This window comes from Tenacibaculum caenipelagi, from assembly GCF_004363005.1.
Lineage (GTDB): Bacteria > Bacteroidota > Bacteroidia > Flavobacteriales > Flavobacteriaceae > Polaribacter > Polaribacter caenipelagi.
The window spans coordinates 186,170-202,455 of record NZ_SNYH01000005.1; the positions used below are offsets into that span (position 1 = coordinate 186,170).

Genomic DNA, 16,286 nt, shown 5'->3' on the forward strand with positions numbered 1-16,286 from the left:
ATTATTTCATACTTTAGCAAAAATTAAATTTTAAAATGGGAGCACCTCTTTTTACTAACGATGCAATTGTATTTGGTATTCTAATGATTTCTTTAGGTTTTGTGTTTTATACAGAATCGAAAACTTCAGGATTTTGGCACAAGTTTTATAAAATAGTTCCAGGTTTATTCATGGCATATTTTATTCCTGCAATATTCACCACTTTAGGTGTGATTTCTCCCGAATGGGAAATTACAAATACTGCAGGTGAAGTTGTAAAAAACGAATCTCAGTTATATTATGTATCTAGTCGATTTTTATTACCTGCTGCCTTAGTTTTAATGACATTAAGTATCGATTTAAAAGCTATTTTTAACTTAGGTTCTAAAGCATTAATCATGTTCTTTACAGGAACTGTTGGTATCATAATTGGTGGTCCTCTTGCTATTTTATTAATCTCTATTTTTTCACCAAAAACTGTAGGTGGCTCAGGATTTGATGCTGTATGGAGAGGTTTATCAACCCTTGCAGGAAGCTGGATTGGTGGTGGAGCCAACCAAACAGCTATGCTTGAAATTTACCAATATAATCCTGCAAAATATGGAGGAATGGTAATTGTCGATATCGTTGTTGCCAATATATGGATGGCTATTTTACTAATAGGAATTGGTAAAAAAGATAAAATCGACAAATGGTTAAAAGCTGATAATTCTGCTATTGAAGATTTAAAAGAACGTGTTTCGAAATTTACCTTAAGTGTTAAGAAGAATCCTACTTTAACCGATTTCATGATTATGCTAGCTATAGGTTTTGGTACTGTAGGTTTTGGACACTTTACTTCAAAATTTTTAGCTGATTTTTTTAGTAATATAGTTGCTAATATTTCGTCTCAAACATGGAGAAATATCTTTTCTTTCTTAGGCTCAAGTTTCTTTTGGTTAATTAGCATCTCTACTATTGTAGCTATTTTATTATCATTTACCAAAGCAAAAAATTACGAGGGTGCAGGAGCTAGTAAACTGGGAAGTGTATTTATATACATATTAGTTGCAACCATCGGTATGAAAATGGATTTAAACCAAGCTTTTGAAAACCCTGGATTAATTGCTATCGGATTAGTATGGATGTCTATACATGCAGGTTTATTAATCTTAGTAGCTAAATTAATTCGTGCACCGTACTTTTTCTTAGCTGTAGGTAGTCAAGCTAATGTAGGAGGTGCCGCATCTGCTCCTATCGTAGCACAAGCTTTTCATCCTTCGCTAGCAACAGTAGGTGTTTTGTTAGCCGTTTTTGGCTATGCTATTGGAACTGTTGGTGCGATAGTATGTACAATTTTAATGGAAATAGCCTCTAAAGTTTAAGAGAAATCTGCATATTTGCATCTTATAAATTTTGAACTCAATGAAGAAAATTATTACTCTTTTCGCAATTGCCCTAGTAGCTTTTGCTTGTTCCTCTAAGAAAGAAGGAAATATGATTGTTAAAGGTCAGATTAAAGGATTAAAAAAAGGTACTTTATATCTTCAAAAAATGAAAGATACAGCTTTAGTATCTGTAGATTCAATGGCTTTGTTAGGTGATGATAAATTTACATTGACTGATGACGTTCAATCTCCTGTAGTATATTATTTAACTTTTGATGGTAATACAACTGATAAGCATATTATGTTTTTTGGTGAAGAAGGTGAAATTACTATTAACGATAATGTTGAAGAGTTTGGTTTTAAACCTGAAATAAAAGGTTCTAAAAACCAAGAAGTAATGGACAAATACCGTGAAATAAATCAAAAATTTACAGATCAACGTTTAGATTTCTTCAAAAAAGAAGTAGAAGCCCGCCAAGCTAAAGATGATGAATTACTTAAACAAATAGAGGCTGATTATAAAAAAATGATTCGTCGTCGTTTTTTATTCACAACAAACTTTGCTATTGCAAATGCAGACTATGAAGCAGCTCCATTCATTGCTTTATCTGAATTATATGATGCTAATATTCAATTGTTAGATACTATCAATAATAGTTTAACTGATAGGGTTAAAAATTCTGATTACGGTAAACGTTTACAAAAATTCATAAGTGATATTAAAACTAAAGAAGGTAAATAAATATCTTATCTAGAGAAAACAAAAAAGCTCATTCAAATTGAATGAGCTTTTTTGTTTTAGATTTTGAATGACATTACTGGTAGTTCACTATGGTTAGCAATATCTTCGGAAATACTACCTTCAAAAAAGTGCGATATTCCTTTTCTGCCATGAGTAGCCACCACCAAAACATCTGAATTTACTTTATCAGCATAGTAAAAGATTCCTTTTTCTACTGAAAAGTCAGAAATAATCTTCACATTTTTCATGTGCTCCTCACTTTCATCCGCTTGATAAAAAAAGCGTAACATTTTTTCTTCTAATTGTTGAGTACTTCTAAACTTAGAAGTAGGTGTACTTATATATACCAACTCAATATTACAGCCTAATTTCTTAAAAAAATCTTTGGCTCTTATGTAGGGTTTAACATCATCATCCGAAAAATCGCAGGCAAAAATTACCTTCTCTATTTTTTGAGTTATCGGTTTTTCTTTGATTACAAGTACAGGAGTATGTGCATAACGAATTACCTTTTCTGTATTAGAACCAATAAACATTTCTTTTAAACCTTCTACTCCTTTTGATCCCATGACTATTAAATCTGCATTTTCTTCTCTGGCCAACTTATCTAACTCACTAAAAATTTTAAAATGCTTTACCACGGGAGTTACTTTTATATCTGATAAATAATCTTTCTGCAAAAAATCGGTAAACTTTTTTTCTGTCAGTTTTAAATAAAATAACATTTCTTGCTGAATGTAACTTTCTGACTGACTAATTACAGCATTCGATAATTCTAACATATGTACTGCTACTACTTCTGCTCCTGTTTGTTTTGCTAAAAAAGCAGCAGTTTTTAAAGCGTTTTCTGAATGCAATGAAAAATCAACGGGTACTATTATTTTTTTCATAATCTGAACATTTAAGAGTGTTTATAACCTTTCCCATAAAGTTACCTAAATTTTAGCATTAAAACTATGATAATAATCATCAAAATTCTTTAATGACAACCTTCTACAGAATTGTGAAGCTCAGTTACTGGTAATGGAGATACATATGGAATTCCTAAACCTAAACCACGTAAAACAAATAAAATCCCTATAAATATTACTACATAGGGTATAGCTTGTTGAATTTTCTTTCGTAGCAATCCATTAGCAAAATTACCTACATAAACAACCGTCGTCATTAACGGAATGGTTCCTAAACCAAAAAGAAACATGTACAGACTACCTGATAATACATTGGTAGTACTTAACGCACCAAAAACCGCCATATACACCAATCCGCAAGGTAAAAATCCATTTAAAAAACCAATTGTAAAAAAAGTATCATTTCTTCTATTCTTAAGCTCTTTTCCAAGAGAAGATTTTACTTTAATTACCAACTTGTTTATTGGTTTTGACAAATTATATTTTTGAAATGTTTTAGGCAGAAGAATTATCAAAATCATTAAAACTCCCACTATGATTGAAAGTTGCTGCTGAAATCCGAAAAAATAAAATCCTTTCCCTAAGGCTCCAAATAACAGCCCGATTAAACTATAAGTAAATAAACGTCCTAAATGATAACTAGTAATTTGAAAAAACTGTTTTACTTTGTTAGTCCTATCTACAGGTAACATAAAAGCTATAGGACCGCACATGCCTATGCAGTGAAAACTTCCTAATAACCCAAATATGATTGCTGAAAGAAACATTAGTAAACTAATTCTTCTTGATATAAATAATCTTTATTTTTGTAGTTCCAAGAAACTGTGATGTTCCAGCGACCACCCAACAAACGATTCTCAGGCACGAGCAAATATGTATTGGAAAGTGAAATAGGTATTTCAAAATCCAGTTGTTTATCAGATGGTCTGTATAGGAACACTTTTCCTTTAATATCTTTAAGGTTAAAATCCGTTGGAAAGTGGACTTTTACCCCTTCATTAGTTCTTTCTATTTTAATTTTCTCTTTTAAAGTATTCGCGTTTTTAGTAGCATCAATTTTATGCTGAAATTCTAATTCTTGTTGATAATATTTTTCAGTTACTAAATCGTGATTATAGTTTTTATCTGTACTCATGGCTATTACAAAATACATGATAAACCCTATAAACCCTATAATTGCGATTACTATGCCCGTGCCCCAGTTTAGTTTCATTTTATTTAGTTTTAGGTTAGGTCGAATACAGTCGATACCTTTATATTTTTATTTCTCTACTGTACTAGAGACGATTCTTTTTATCTATAACTTCTTGGCCCTAAAAAATTGGTTGTAGTGGTTTCTATTAGTTTATCTCCACTGTACACACCTATTTTTAAACTTACTTTTTCTTTTTTCATTTCTGATTGATGCAGTTCTATAAACAATGTACCTTCAGCTAATCCTTGTTTTGGTACTTCAAAATTATGGTGTGTTACCATTTCTATTTTCCCTTTATGAGACAACAATTTATAACTTACATCATCTATTTGTTTCGTTGTTTTATTAATTACTTTATAAGTATAAATATTACTAATAATTCCGTTTTCTTTATGCTGATACAATTGTCCTGGTAATCTTAAAATTGTTGCCTCTACATCATTTCTTAAAAATAGCATTCCAACTAAAATTCCTATCAAGATGAACAGCACTGCTGAATATCCTTTCATTCTAGCTGTAAACTTAAAAGGAGCCTTCTTTACAATGTTTTCTTCACTTGCATAACGAATCAATCCTTTAGGTAACCCTACCTTTTCCATCATATGATCACACTCATCAATACAAGCTGTGCAATTTACACACTCTAACTGCGTTCCATTACGAATGTCTATTCCTGTAGGACATACATGTACACATTGAAAACAATCAATACAATCTCCTTTACCTGACGCTGCTCTATCTTCTTTTTTATTAAACTTTCCTCTTCCTACTTTACCTTCTCCTCGTACATGATCATAAGCTACATTAATTGTTTTATTATCAAGTAATACTCCTTGTAACCTTCCATAAGGACAAGCAATGATACATACTTGTTCTCTAAACCAAGCGAACACAAAATAGAATACTCCTGTAAAAATTAACAATGAGATTAGTGTACTTGTATGATCTAACGGGTTTGTTGTTATATAGCTAATCAGTTCATCGCTTCCTATTAGATATGCTAAAAAAACATTGGCTATGATAAACGAGATTATAAAAAAGATACTCCATTTTAAAACCCTCTTTTTAATCTTTTCAGTATTCCATGATTGTTTTGCTAAACGAATTTGTTTTCCTCTATCCCCTTCTATTGCATATTCTATTTTTCTAAAAACCATTTCTAAGAAAATAGTTTGCGGACAAATCCATCCACAAAAAATTCGCCCAAAAACAACGGTAAACAGGATGATAAATACCACACCTATAATCATCGAAATTACCATCAAATGAAAATCTTGTGGCCAAAAGGGAAATCCGAAAATATTAAACTTGCGTTCTAAAACATTAAACAGTAAAAACTGGTTTCCGTTAATTTTTATAAAAGGCGCTGATAATAAAAAGGCCAGTAAAAAGTAACTTACATAGCTACGGTATTTATAAAATTTACCACTGGGTTTTTTAGGAAACACCCAAGCACGTTTCCCTTCTTCGTTTATCGTACCTATGCTATCTCTAAACTGTTCGTTATTGGGTGTTTCCATATCAACTATTAAAAACTAATCTGTAACAAAAATGATTATTAATTACCTTCTTTTGTTATTTTTTGCTTACTCTTTATATATTTCTCCTTGAGGAGCTTTAGGTTTTGCAGGAGTTGTACCTTGTAAAGACATAATATAACTAGCCACCTTTTGAATGTCTTTAGGTTTTAAGGTTTTATTCCAAGCTACCATTCCTTTTCCATCTCTACCTCCATTAGAAATGGTATTGAAAACATTTTTTATTCCTCCTCCTAAAATCCAATATTCATCGGTTAAGTTTGGTCCAATACCACCTCCACCATCAGCAATGTGGCAGGCTGCACAGTTTAAGTTATATACTGCTTTACCTCTACTTAAATCAGCTTCAGATGTTAAAACGGTAACCGTTTCTGCATCAATAACTGCTTCTTTTGAAGTTGATTTAAACACAGCCAGTTCTCTTTTTGCTTTCTCAACTGCTTGTGCATACTCCATATCTTGATTATCTGCACCTAACACATGATATCTTACTAAATATACTGCTGCAAAAATTATAGTCGCGTAGAACATGTATAACCACCATGGCGGTAAGTTATTATCTAACTCTTTTATTCCATCATAGTTATGATCTAAAATAATTTCATCCTCTTCTTCAACAGCTTTAGCTGCTGTCCATTTACTAATGATTTTTTTAGCCCAAGCCCAGTTATCAACTTCTTCAGGTTGAATACCGTCTTTCTCCATTTGAAGTTGCTCTGCTTTTTGTTGCGCTACGATGTTTAATGTTTCTTTTAAAACAACAACCATTACCAACGCTACAATTGCTATCCACACTAAAGGATGCTCGTACAAGCTAAATGGATTTTTGTATGATTTAATTGCAATAGCGATAGTAAAAAAAGTTACTGCAACAAAAATGATATATGCTATAGATTGAAAATACTTTTTCATCTTGTTTAATTTTACTAGTTATCTAATGGTAAATTACTTACCCTACTTATATACTCTTTTTTGGCTGTGAACACCCACCAAAACAACACTACAAAAAATGTAAAGAATATGGTTAGTGATATTATTGGGTATATTTCTATACCTGCAATAGTTTCCATATGATTTTTTACGAACTTTAACATAATTTCTAGTCTTTAGCGCTTAGTTGGTCTTGAACATCTTTAATCTTAATATCAGTACCTAATCGTTGTAAGTAAGCAATTAGGGCTACGATTTCTCTATCTTTCATTTCAATGAAAGTTTGTCCGTTTTCTTGAGCGTACTTTTTATCTGCCTCATAATTTGTTGCAAAATCAGGGTCAGCATATAAGCTCTCTTGAATTTTAGCTCCTTGCTCTTCCATATTTGCCTGTGCATTAGCAATATCTTCTTCTGTATAAGGAACACCTAAACTTACCATTGCTTTCATTTTTCCTTCGGTATCGTTCTTATCTAATTTATTTTTTACCAACCATTGATACGATGGCATGATAGAACCTGGTGAAGTACTTTGTGGATCATACATATGATTTAAGTGCCAACTATCGTTATACTTACCTCCAACTCTAAGTAAGTCTGGTCCTGTACGTTTAGATCCCCATAAAAATGGGTGATCGTATACAAATTCTCCTGCCTTAGCATATTCTCCATAACGCTCTACCTCAGATCTAAATGGACGTACCATTTGCGAGTGACATCCTACACATCCTTCACGGATATAAATATCTCGTCCTTCTAATTCTAGTGGAGTATAAGGTTGTACGCTTGTAATTGTTGGAATATTAGATTTCACTAATAAAGTTGGTATAATTTGAACAACACCTCCAATTAAAATGGCTATAGTGGCATAAATTGTTAATTTGATTGGTCTTCTTTCTAACCATGTATGCCAACCTTCTTTCCTTGTTCTATATTTAGAAACTTTTGTTAATGCTGCTGCTTCTGCTAATTCATCAGTTACTTCACTACCTGATCTCACAGTTTTAACAATGTTATATAACATTACGAATGCTCCAAGGATAAATAAACTTCCTCCAATAGCACGCATCCAATACATTGGAATAATCTCGTTTACTGTTTCTAAGAAGTTACCGTATGTTAAAGTTCCATCCGGATTAAACTGTTTCCACATTGAAGCTTGTACAAATCCTGCAACATACATAGGCAATGCATACATGATGATACCTAAGGTTCCTATCCAGAAATGGAAGTTCGCTAATGCTGTTGAGTATAATTTTGTTTTAAACATTCTAGGCACTAACCAGTATAACATACCAAAGGTTAAGAAACCATTCCATGCTAAGGCTCCTACGTGTACGTGAGCAATAATCCAATCACTAAAGTGTGCTATTGCGTTTACATTTTTTAACGATAACATTGGACCTTCAAAAGTTGCCATACCATAACCTGTAATGGCTACTACCATGAATTTTAATACAGGATCAACTCTTACTTTATCCCAAGCTCCACGAAGTGTTAACAATCCGTTAATCATACCTCCCCAAGAAGGTGCAATTAGCATTACAGAAAATGCAACTCCTAAGTTTTGAGCCCAATCTGGTAATGAAGTATACAATAAGTGGTGAGGTCCTGCCCAGATATAGATAAAAATTAACGACCAGAAGTGTACAATAGATAATCTATACGAATATACTGGACGGTTAGCCGCTTTAGGAACAAAATAATACATCAGTCCTAAAAACGGGGTCGTTAAGAAGAATGCAACGGCATTATGCCCGTACCACCATTGTACCAATGCATCTTGTACTCCTGCATATACTGAGTAACTTTTTAAGAAGCTTACAGGTAACTCCAAACTATTAAAAATGTGTAATACTGCTACCGTAACAAAAGTTCCTAGGTAGAACCAGATAGCTACATATAAATGGCGTTGTCTTCTTTGTAAGATTGTCCAAATCATATTAACTCCAAAAGCCACCCAAACCAAGGCAATAGCAATATCAATTGGCCACTCTAATTCGGCGTATTCTTTTGATGTAGTATAACCTAATGGAAGTGTTATGGCTGCTGCAACAATGATTAATTGCCATCCCCAAAAATTGAAATTACTTAAAAAATTACTTGCCATACGTGCTTTAAGTAGTCGCTGTAACGAGTAATAAACTCCAGCAAAAATAGCATTCCCTACAAATGCAAAAATCACTGCATTGGTATGTAATGGTCTTAAACGACCAAAGCTTAACCACGAAATTCCGCTAGTTAAATTTGGGAATAAAAACATAAAAGCTAGTAACAGTCCTACTGAGAACCCTACTATTCCCCATAGTAAGGTTGCGTAGATGAATTTTTTTACGATCTTATTATCGTAATAAAATTGTTGCATTTCCATAATCTATTTGAATTTAATATCTATTGTTAGTTCTTTAATTATTTATAGTTTCCTTATTCTTTAAGTAACTTATATATTGCTTAAAAAATTTGTTTTTTTATATGAACAGTCTATGACTTTTTTGTTTCTTCTTTTACCAGTTCATCATCAAACAACATACGAACTGATGGCGTGTACGAATCATCGTACTGTCCATTTTTTACTGAAACAATAAATGCTATAAAGAAAATAATAGCCACTAAAATACTTAGTGTAAGTAGTAAGTAAATAACGCTCATATCTTGCCTGATAATTATAGTTCAAAAGTAGGTGTGAAGACTTTCTTAAAATATGACTTTTGTCATGTTTCAAAATTTGTTTTGAAATTTTTTAGTCATAAAAAAAGGGTTTTATATTAATTAATATAAAACCCTTTTTTTTATTAAACATCTCTAAAGCTTAACTCAAAACTCTTTTTAACCCTGTCATTAAATTTCTTTCCAAAATCTCATATTTCCCATCTGATAAAAACAACTCTTTTATTTCTTCAAATAGGCTATTTATTTCTTCTTTGTCGTAGTTTAAATTTTTAAGTGATTCATTAATTTTCTGAATACTTGCATAGTCATTATCTTTTTCAAACTCATCGTGCATTTTTTTATATGTTTCTTTGTTTGTTTTTAACGAAATAGCTTCAAGTTCTTCTTTTGTTTCTTTATAATCTGCATTTATACAATAGATAAAAAGATAGGTTTGTAACTCTTCCTTTGACCAATTTACTTCAATATTTTTCATGACATACGGTTTTAGGTTTACTCAAATTTAATTATTTTTTAGGTAGACACACAATGATATTTATCATAAACCATTAATTAACAAAAAGTTAAATCGTCATTGAAAACAATTTTGTTTCGGGTTGTTTTTGGTGGAGTTTTTTATCAAATGCCATGCAAATATTTCGCACATAAGGTCTCGCTTTTTCTGGTACAGTTAACTTATTTCCTTGTAAAGAGACTAACCCATCCGCTATCATTTCTTCTAACTTTTCTAAATGATTTTCTACATTTTCAATTAGCATCGCTTCTTCTTCCCACGAAGTGGTAAAATGACACATAATATTCAAAATATGTTTTCTAATGATTAAATCTTCTTCGGATAATATATGCCCTCTAAAAACAGGGATTTCCCCTTCATTAACTATCTTTTCGTATTCTTTTACTGTTTTTACATTCTGCGCAAATCCGTACCACGAGTCTGAAATTGCAGACATCCCTAAACCAATCATTAATTGAGTTTTGTTTGCGGTATATCCCATAAAATTACGGTGTAATGTTTTTTCTTGGGTTGCCTTATATAAACTATCAGAAGGTAATGCAAAATGATCCATTCCTATTTCTACATACCCCATTTCAGCAAACAACTCCTTTCCTATTTCGTACAACTCACGTTTCTCTTCATTTTTGGGTAAATCATCTTCATTAAATCCACGTTGTCCCACACCCTTTACCCACGGTACATGTGCATAACTATAAAATGAAATTCTGTCTGGTTGTAATTCTTTTGTTTTATCAATGGTATAGATTACATTTTCTTTAGTTTGAAAAGGAAGTCCAAACACTAAATCATGACTAATAGATGTGTATCCTATTTCTTTAGCCCAGTTATGTGCTTTTTGTACATTTTCAAAAGGCTGAATTCGATGAATTGCTTCTTGTACTTTTGGGTTGTAATCTTGCACCCCAAAACTCACTCTAGTAAATCCTAAATCATATAAAGTTTGTAAGTGTTCTTTCGAAGTATTATTAGGGTGTCCCTCAAAACTAAACTCATGATTTGGATGTTTTTTTGCGTTGACAAAAATTCCGTCAATTAATTTTTTTAATTGTGTTGTAGAAAAAAAAGTTGGTGTTCCGCCACCTAAATGAATTTCTTTAATTACTGGTATTTCATCAGCCAAATCCACATACAGCTTCCATTCTTTTAAAACCGTTGTTATATATGGGTCTTCAACTTCATGACGTTTTGTAATATGCTTATGACAAGCACAAAACGTACATAAGCTTTCACAAAATGGTAAATGAATATACAAACTGATTCCTTCTGACGAATTGCTTTCTATAAACGATTGCTTAAAGGTTTTTATCCATTTTTCTTTTGAAAATGTTTCATTATCCCAATACGGAACAGTTGGATAACTCGTATATCTTGGTCCTGGAATGTTATATTTTTGTATTAATGAATTTTTCATATGTATATTTTATTTACGAGAAATTTAGCTTCGCTGAACTTTAGGGTTTCTCGCTATCGCTAAAAATGACAATTATGCCAATTCTAAAGCAATTTCTATCATTTCTTTAAAAGTTTGCTCTCTTTCATCGGCTGTGGTTCTTTCTCCAGTAACTAAACTATCAGAAATAGTTAAGATTGATAGTGCGTTTATTTTATGCTTTGCTGCTACTGTATATAAGCCATTCGTTTCCATTTCAACACATAACACACCATAATCTGCCCATTTTTTATAACTTTCAAAATCATCTGCATAAAACTCATCTGAACTTAATACATTACCTGCTTTTATCGGTATGTTTTTTTCTTTAGCTGCCTCTATTGCTTTTTGAAATAACTTAAAACTCGCAGTAGGCGCATAATCAGCCCCATTAAAACGAATTGTATTCAGCCCAGAATTGGTTGAAGCCGCCATAGCAATAACGATGTCACGTATTTCTATCTCTTTTTGATACGATCCTGCAGAACCTACTCGAATTAAGTTTTTCACTCCATATTCGGTAATCAACTCATGACAATAAATTAATGTAGACGGAATCCCCATACCTGTACCTTGTACTGAGATTCGTTTTCCTTTATAGCTTCCTGTAAAGCCTAACATTCCTCTAACGTCATTATAACAAGCAACGTCCTCTAAAAAAGTGTCTGCAATCCATTTGGCTCTCAAAGGGTCGCCTGGTAATAAAATGGTCTCTGCGATCTCTCCTTCTTTAGCTTCAATATGTATACTCATTTTTGGGATATTTTGGTTACTAAACTTTTGTTCATTTTGGGTTTTAATATTGATTTTGGTCTGAAACTCCTTCATTAATTAAAGAGACTCCTGAGGAGGTTCCTAAGCGAGTAACGCCCATTTTTATATACTCTAATGCTGTTTGTAAATCTCTAATACCTCCTGCTGCTTTTATCTGAGCTTTACCATCAACTACATTGTTCATAATAACAATATCCTCAAAAGTCGCTCCTCCTGTAGCAAATCCAGTTGAAGTTTTCACAAAATCTGCTCCTGCATTTACGGCCAACTGACTTACTTTTTTTATTTGCTCTTTAGATAGGTAACAATTTTCAAAAATTACTTTTAATGTATTTTCTCCGATAGTTTCTTTAATCAATCGGATTTCATTTTCTACATAATTTTCTTCTCCATCTAACAATCTTCCTATATTTATAACCATATCTATTTCTGATGCTCCTTTGTTAATACAATCTCTAGCTTCAAAAATTTTAGCTTCTGTAGTCATTGCCCCAAGTGGAAACCCTATTACAGCAGCTACTTTTACATCTGTATTTTGTAATTCTTTCGCTGCTAATTCAACATAACTCCCATTTACACAAACTGCATAAAATTTATATTCTTTTGCCTCATCACACAACTTCATAATATCAGCTTCCGTTGCTGTGGCTTTTAATAGGGTGTGATCTATATATTTATTAATTCGCATCTTTTATTTTATTTTTCTTCCTAACATATTTGTGGCTATTGTAGTAAATATCACCACACTTATTGAACTTAACGGCATTAAAATTGCTGCTATTACAGGCATCAATTGCCCGGTTACTGCAAAATAAAGTCCTATAACATTGTATCCTAAAGATAGTAAAAAACAATATTTAATAATTTGTATTGCCTTTTTAGAAGCTTTAATATAATTACCTATTTGATTAAATTTTGTTGCGTCTAAAATAGCATCACAAGCTGGTGAAAAGACATTGATGTTTTCTGATAAGGCTACTCCAACATTACTTTGAGCTAAAGCCCCAGCATCGTTTAATCCATCACCTATCATCAATACATTCCTTCCTCGCTCTTGTAGTTCTTCTACATAGTGCAATTTATCTTGTGGTTTTTGATTGAATAAAAATTTGGTTTGTTTGGGTAGCTCCCCTTCTAAAAACTTCTTCTCCCCTTCATTATCTCCTGAAACAACTGACAGTTCATATTTCTTTTGTAAATCCGAGAACAACTTTTTTACTCCTTTTCTATAGGCATTTTTAAAAATATACTTTCCTTTATATTTGTCATTTATACCAATATGTACAGAAGTGTCTAAGTTTGTTTGCTTTTTCGTATTTTTAACAAAAGACGAAGATCCTATTTTTAACATTGTTTGTTGATAATGAGCTTCAATTCCTTTTCCTATATATTCTTGATAATCTTCTATGGGTACCATTTCTTCTTCAGCTAAAGAAGTATATAACATTCTACTCAGCGGATGGTTGGATGCTCGTAACGAGCTTTTTAATATCGATTTTTGAGTTTTATTTAATGTTTCTCCTTCGTATGTTATTGTATTTTCTTTATTGGTAGTTAGTGTTCCTGTCTTATCAAAAATAACAGAGTTAACCGCTGCCAACTGCTCTACTACTGTTGCGTTTTTTAAATAAAATTTCTTTCTGCCAAAAATTCGTAATATGTTTCCTAAAGTAAAAGGTCCTGCTAACGCAATAGCACATGGACATGCAATGATTAGTACCGAAGTAAATACATTTAAAGCTTTACTTGAATCGTAATACAACCAAAAAGTAGTTGATAAAAAGGCTATAGACAATACTATAATGGTAAAATTTTTACTGATTTTATCAGTCAATGTTTTAAAAGAAGAACTTTTATCTTTTTGAAACACATCATTACTCCACAATTGTGTTAAATAACTTTGCGAAACCGATGCCAGTACCTCCATTTCTATACTTCCTGATAACTGTTTACCACCAGCAAATAATTTATCTCCTGATTGTTTATTTACTGGTATTTCTTCTCCAGTAACAAAACTGTAATCTATTTGGGCATTCCCATTAATTAAAATTCCATCAACAGGTATTAATTCTTGATTTCTAATAAGTAATCTATCCCCTTTATTAACATCATATATTTGTGTGTTTTCCTCTTTTTTATCAGTGGTTATTTTAGTCACTGAAATAGGAAAATATGACTTATAATCTCGTTCAAACGATAGAAAATTATAGGTTTTTTGTTGAAAAAACTTCCCTAGTAACAAAAAGAAAACCAACCCTGTTAAACTATCGAAGAAACCTGTTCCTAAATCGAACATGATTTCGGTTGTGCTTCGAACAAATAATACTAAAATCCCCAATGCTATAGGGACATCAATATTTAAAATTTTAGAACGGAGCCCTTTATAAGCTGAAATGAAATAATCTATTCCTGCATAAAATACTACCGGAAGAGAAAAAGCAAACATTAACCAGCGGAACAAATTCTTATATTGCTCTAACCAATATTCTGACACTTCAAAATACTCTGGAAATGATAAAAACATTACATTTCCGAAAGCAAAACCTGCTATTCCTAATTTGTAAATTAAGCTACGATCTACTTTCTTTTTGCCCACTTCATAATCTTCCAAACTAATATAAGGTTCATAACATATAGAGCTAAGCAACAATATTATTTCCTTTAAAGATGTTTTGCCTGAATTATAAGTAACCCGCACTGTTTTCTTAGGAAAATTAACTTGTGATGATGATATGTTGTTCTGCAGTTTATGCAAGTTTTCCAATACCCAAATACAGGAACTACAATGTATATGTGGAATATATAAATTAATCACTTGCATATTACCATCATTAAACTCTAAGAGTTTTTCAACGATGGATTGATTATCTAAGAAATCGTACTTTCCTTGGATTTCTTCAGGAATAGCTCCTGGATTATTTTGAAAATCGTAGTAACAAGTTAAATCGTTCTCTGAAAAAATTTCATACACTGTCTTACAACCACTACAACAAAAATATTTGTCTTGTATAGTAATTGTTTTAGTGTCGCACTCGTTACCACAATGAAAACAAATTGTGCTTTTCATATTTACTCTTTTGCCTAGTACAAATGTCTTATAACATCTCCGTTAAAAACATGATAATTGTCAGCTTTTTCTTATATTTGAATAGGTAAAAAATGGCATGGTATGAGCAAATGCGAACAATGTATTATTCGCGAATTCAATTCTTTAAAAGCTTTAACAAAAGAAGAATTAATTAGAATTACTGGATGTAAGACTTCTAAAACAATTAAAAAAGGAGAGCTTCTTTTTGACGAAGGCGAATATATTAATGGCGTTTTTTGTATTAAAGACGGGATTTGTAAAGTTTCTAAGATGAGTGATAATGGTAGAGACCAAATTATTCATTTAATAAAAAAGGGAGATATTTTAGGTGAGCGTAGCTTAATAAACAATGAAGCTTCAAATTTAAAGGCTGTTGCTGTTAATGACATGGAAGTTTGCTTTATTCCTAAAGAAGAGATTATTAGAGATTTAGAAAATAACACTAATTTTTCTATGGATATTTTAAAGAAAATGGCAAATTCTTTAAAAAAAGCAGATGATGTTATTGTGGATATGGCTCAAAAAACAGTAAAACAGCGTTTAGCCGCCACTCTTTTATTACTAGATTCAAAGTTTGAAAAGAATGCCAACGGTTCCTTAGATATTAACTTGTCTAGAGAAGATATTGCCAATATAATAGGTACCGCAACAGAAAGTGCTATTCGATTACTTTCAGAGTTTAAAAAGAAAAAATTAATCGATTTAAAAGGGAAAGAAATTTTCATTACAGATATACAAGCTCTTAGAGATTTATCTGATGGCTTTTAAAAATACGTTATAAAAAAAAATCGTCTAATTCATTAGACGATTTTTTTTTATGCTTCTCCTGTTGTACCTCCGAAATTTAAAGGTATAGGTGGTTGCTCGTAATCTTTAATTTCTCCGTGTGCTTGTTCAAATTTATGAACATTATCAGAAAGTGCTTTTGCTAGTCGCTTCGCATGTTGCGGAGTTAAAATAATTCTCGATTTTACTTTAGCTTTTGGTACTCCTGGCAAAATCCTAACAAAATCCACGATAAACTCTGAAACGGAGTGATTTATAACCGCTAAATTACTATAAACTCCTTCCGCTACTTCTTGATCCAATTCAATATTTAATTGTGGTTCTTTATTATCTTCCATATTTAAAATGTTTCTTATGTAA

Annotated in this window: 17 protein-coding genes; 3 read left to right on the forward strand and 14 right to left on the reverse strand. The window is 31.8% G+C overall.

The genetic code is table 11. From position 1 onward, the window contains the following. Positions 1-35: 35 nt before the first annotated feature. Together DFQ07_RS11910 and DFQ07_RS11915 are read left to right on the forward strand one after the other, a co-directional pair. Positions 36-1,343: a DUF819 family protein gene (locus DFQ07_RS11910; protein WP_133537155.1), complete on the forward strand. Its 1,308-nt coding sequence runs from the start codon at positions 36-38 to the stop codon at positions 1,341-1,343. Positions 1,344-1,383: 40 nt separating this feature from the next. Then, positions 1,384-2,088, forward strand: coding sequence for a DUF4369 domain-containing protein (locus DFQ07_RS11915; protein ID WP_133537157.1), 705 nt, complete (start codon positions 1,384-1,386; stop codon positions 2,086-2,088). Between the two features lie 56 nt (positions 2,089-2,144). Here the strand turns inward: DFQ07_RS11915 and DFQ07_RS11920 are convergent, their stop codons facing one another. The 13 genes from DFQ07_RS11920 to DFQ07_RS11980 form a co-directional block, all read right to left on the reverse strand. Further along, entirely contained in the window at positions 2,145-2,978 is an 834-nt protein-coding gene (locus DFQ07_RS11920) for a universal stress protein (RefSeq protein ID WP_133537159.1), read from the reverse strand. Between the two features lie 89 nt (positions 2,979-3,067). Beyond that, positions 3,068-3,766, reverse strand: coding sequence for a sulfite exporter TauE/SafE family protein (locus DFQ07_RS11925; protein WP_133537161.1), 699 nt, complete (start codon positions 3,764-3,766; stop codon positions 3,068-3,070). Further along, positions 3,766-4,212, reverse strand: coding sequence for a FixH family protein (locus DFQ07_RS11930; protein ID WP_133537163.1), 447 nt, complete (start codon positions 4,210-4,212; stop codon positions 3,766-3,768). Before DFQ07_RS11930 ends, DFQ07_RS11925 begins: the two co-directional genes overlap by 1 nt. Positions 4,213-4,292: 80 nt before the next feature. Continuing rightward, the gene (ccoG, locus tag DFQ07_RS11935; protein ID WP_133537165.1) at positions 4,293-5,714 is read right to left on the reverse strand and encodes a cytochrome c oxidase accessory protein CcoG; all 1,422 of its coding nucleotides are present in this window, start codon (positions 5,712-5,714) and stop codon (positions 4,293-4,295) included. Positions 5,715-5,780: 66 nt separating this feature from the next. Beyond that, positions 5,781-6,644 carry a cbb3-type cytochrome c oxidase N-terminal domain-containing protein gene (locus DFQ07_RS11940; RefSeq protein WP_133537167.1) on the reverse strand — a complete coding sequence of 288 codons (864 nt, stop codon included), beginning with the start codon at positions 6,642-6,644 and terminating at the stop codon, positions 5,781-5,783. Between the two features lie 14 nt (positions 6,645-6,658). Further along, a complete protein-coding gene (locus tag DFQ07_RS15805) occupies positions 6,659-6,826 on the reverse strand; it encodes a CcoQ/FixQ family Cbb3-type cytochrome c oxidase assembly chaperone (RefSeq protein ID WP_125066974.1) in 168 nt (55 codons plus the stop codon). A gap of 5 nt (positions 6,827-6,831) precedes the next feature. Further along, positions 6,832-9,033, reverse strand: coding sequence for a cytochrome-c oxidase, cbb3-type subunit I (gene ccoN, locus DFQ07_RS11950; protein ID WP_133537169.1), 2,202 nt, complete (start codon positions 9,031-9,033; stop codon positions 6,832-6,834). 110 nt (positions 9,034-9,143) lie between these two features. Then, positions 9,144-9,311, reverse strand: coding sequence for a cbb3-type cytochrome oxidase assembly protein CcoS (gene ccoS / locus DFQ07_RS11955; protein ID WP_133537171.1), 168 nt, complete (start codon positions 9,309-9,311; stop codon positions 9,144-9,146). Positions 9,312-9,471: 160 nt separating this feature from the next. Continuing rightward, positions 9,472-9,807: a hypothetical protein gene (locus tag DFQ07_RS11960; RefSeq protein ID WP_133537173.1), complete on the reverse strand. Its 336-nt coding sequence runs from the start codon at positions 9,805-9,807 to the stop codon at positions 9,472-9,474. Between the two features lie 88 nt (positions 9,808-9,895). Then, the gene (hemN, locus tag DFQ07_RS11965) at positions 9,896-11,260 is read right to left on the reverse strand and encodes an oxygen-independent coproporphyrinogen III oxidase (protein ID WP_133537175.1); all 1,365 of its coding nucleotides are present in this window, start codon (positions 11,258-11,260) and stop codon (positions 9,896-9,898) included. Positions 11,261-11,332: 72 nt separating this feature from the next. Next, entirely contained in the window at positions 11,333-12,031 is a 699-nt protein-coding gene (deoD, locus tag DFQ07_RS11970; RefSeq protein ID WP_133537177.1) for a purine-nucleoside phosphorylase, read from the reverse strand. 43 nt (positions 12,032-12,074) lie between these two features. Beyond that, positions 12,075-12,740, reverse strand: a complete 666-nt coding sequence (gene deoC, locus DFQ07_RS11975) for a deoxyribose-phosphate aldolase (RefSeq protein WP_133537179.1) — start codon at positions 12,738-12,740, stop codon at positions 12,075-12,077. A gap of 3 nt (positions 12,741-12,743) precedes the next feature. Then, entirely contained in the window at positions 12,744-15,119 is a 2,376-nt protein-coding gene (locus DFQ07_RS11980; protein ID WP_133537181.1) for a heavy metal translocating P-type ATPase, read from the reverse strand. Positions 15,120-15,221: 102 nt separating this feature from the next. Between DFQ07_RS11980 and DFQ07_RS11985 the strand changes: the two genes are divergently transcribed. Continuing rightward, positions 15,222-15,908 carry a Crp/Fnr family transcriptional regulator gene (locus DFQ07_RS11985; protein ID WP_133537183.1) on the forward strand — a complete coding sequence of 229 codons (687 nt, stop codon included), beginning with the start codon at positions 15,222-15,224 and terminating at the stop codon, positions 15,906-15,908. 47 nt (positions 15,909-15,955) lie between these two features. On the opposite strand, the gene DFQ07_RS11990 is transcribed toward DFQ07_RS11985, so the two are convergent. Further along, on the reverse strand, positions 15,956-16,264 hold the full coding sequence (locus DFQ07_RS11990) for a DUF3467 domain-containing protein (protein ID WP_133537185.1): 309 nt from the start codon (positions 16,262-16,264) through the stop codon (positions 15,956-15,958). Positions 16,265-16,286: the final 22 nt, after the last annotated feature.

Excerpts from the sequence above, each read along its gene's own strand:
- ccoG (WP_133537165.1), bottom strand. The coding sequence starts at position 5,714 with ATGGAAACACCCAATAACGAACAGTTTAGAGATAGCATAGGTACGATA.
- DFQ07_RS11920 (WP_133537159.1), bottom strand. The coding sequence starts at position 2,978 with ATGAAAAAAATAATAGTACCCGTTGATTTTTCATTGCATTCAGAAAAC.
- DFQ07_RS11980 (WP_133537181.1), bottom strand. The coding sequence starts at position 15,119 with ATGAAAAGCACAATTTGTTTTCATTGTGGTAACGAGTGCGACACTAAA.
- DFQ07_RS11960 (WP_133537173.1), bottom strand. The coding sequence starts at position 9,807 with ATGAAAAATATTGAAGTAAATTGGTCAAAGGAAGAGTTACAAACCTAT.
- DFQ07_RS11940 (WP_133537167.1), bottom strand. The coding sequence starts at position 6,644 with ATGAAAAAGTATTTTCAATCTATAGCATATATCATTTTTGTTGCAGTA.
- hemN (WP_133537175.1), bottom strand. The coding sequence starts at position 11,260 with ATGAAAAATTCATTAATACAAAAATATAACATTCCAGGACCAAGATAT.
- deoC (WP_133537179.1), bottom strand. The coding sequence starts at position 12,740 with ATGCGAATTAATAAATATATAGATCACACCCTATTAAAAGCCACAGCA.
- ccoS (WP_133537171.1), bottom strand. The coding sequence starts at position 9,311 with ATGAGCGTTATTTACTTACTACTTACACTAAGTATTTTAGTGGCTATT.
- DFQ07_RS11985 (WP_133537183.1), top strand. The coding sequence starts at position 15,222 with ATGAGCAAATGCGAACAATGTATTATTCGCGAATTCAATTCTTTAAAA.
- DFQ07_RS11925 (WP_133537161.1), bottom strand. The coding sequence starts at position 3,766 with ATGTTTCTTTCAGCAATCATATTTGGGTTATTAGGAAGTTTTCACTGC.
- ccoN (WP_133537169.1), bottom strand. The coding sequence starts at position 9,033 with ATGGAAATGCAACAATTTTATTACGATAATAAGATCGTAAAAAAATTC.
- DFQ07_RS11930 (WP_133537163.1), bottom strand. The coding sequence starts at position 4,212 with ATGAAACTAAACTGGGGCACGGGCATAGTAATCGCAATTATAGGGTTT.
- DFQ07_RS11915 (WP_133537157.1), top strand. The coding sequence starts at position 1,384 with ATGAAGAAAATTATTACTCTTTTCGCAATTGCCCTAGTAGCTTTTGCT.
- DFQ07_RS11990 (WP_133537185.1), bottom strand. The coding sequence starts at position 16,264 with ATGGAAGATAATAAAGAACCACAATTAAATATTGAATTGGATCAAGAA.
- deoD (WP_133537177.1), bottom strand. The coding sequence starts at position 12,031 with ATGAGTATACATATTGAAGCTAAAGAAGGAGAGATCGCAGAGACCATT.
- DFQ07_RS15805 (WP_125066974.1), bottom strand. The coding sequence starts at position 6,826 with ATGTTAAAGTTCGTAAAAAATCATATGGAAACTATTGCAGGTATAGAA.
- DFQ07_RS11910 (WP_133537155.1), top strand. The coding sequence starts at position 36 with ATGGGAGCACCTCTTTTTACTAACGATGCAATTGTATTTGGTATTCTA.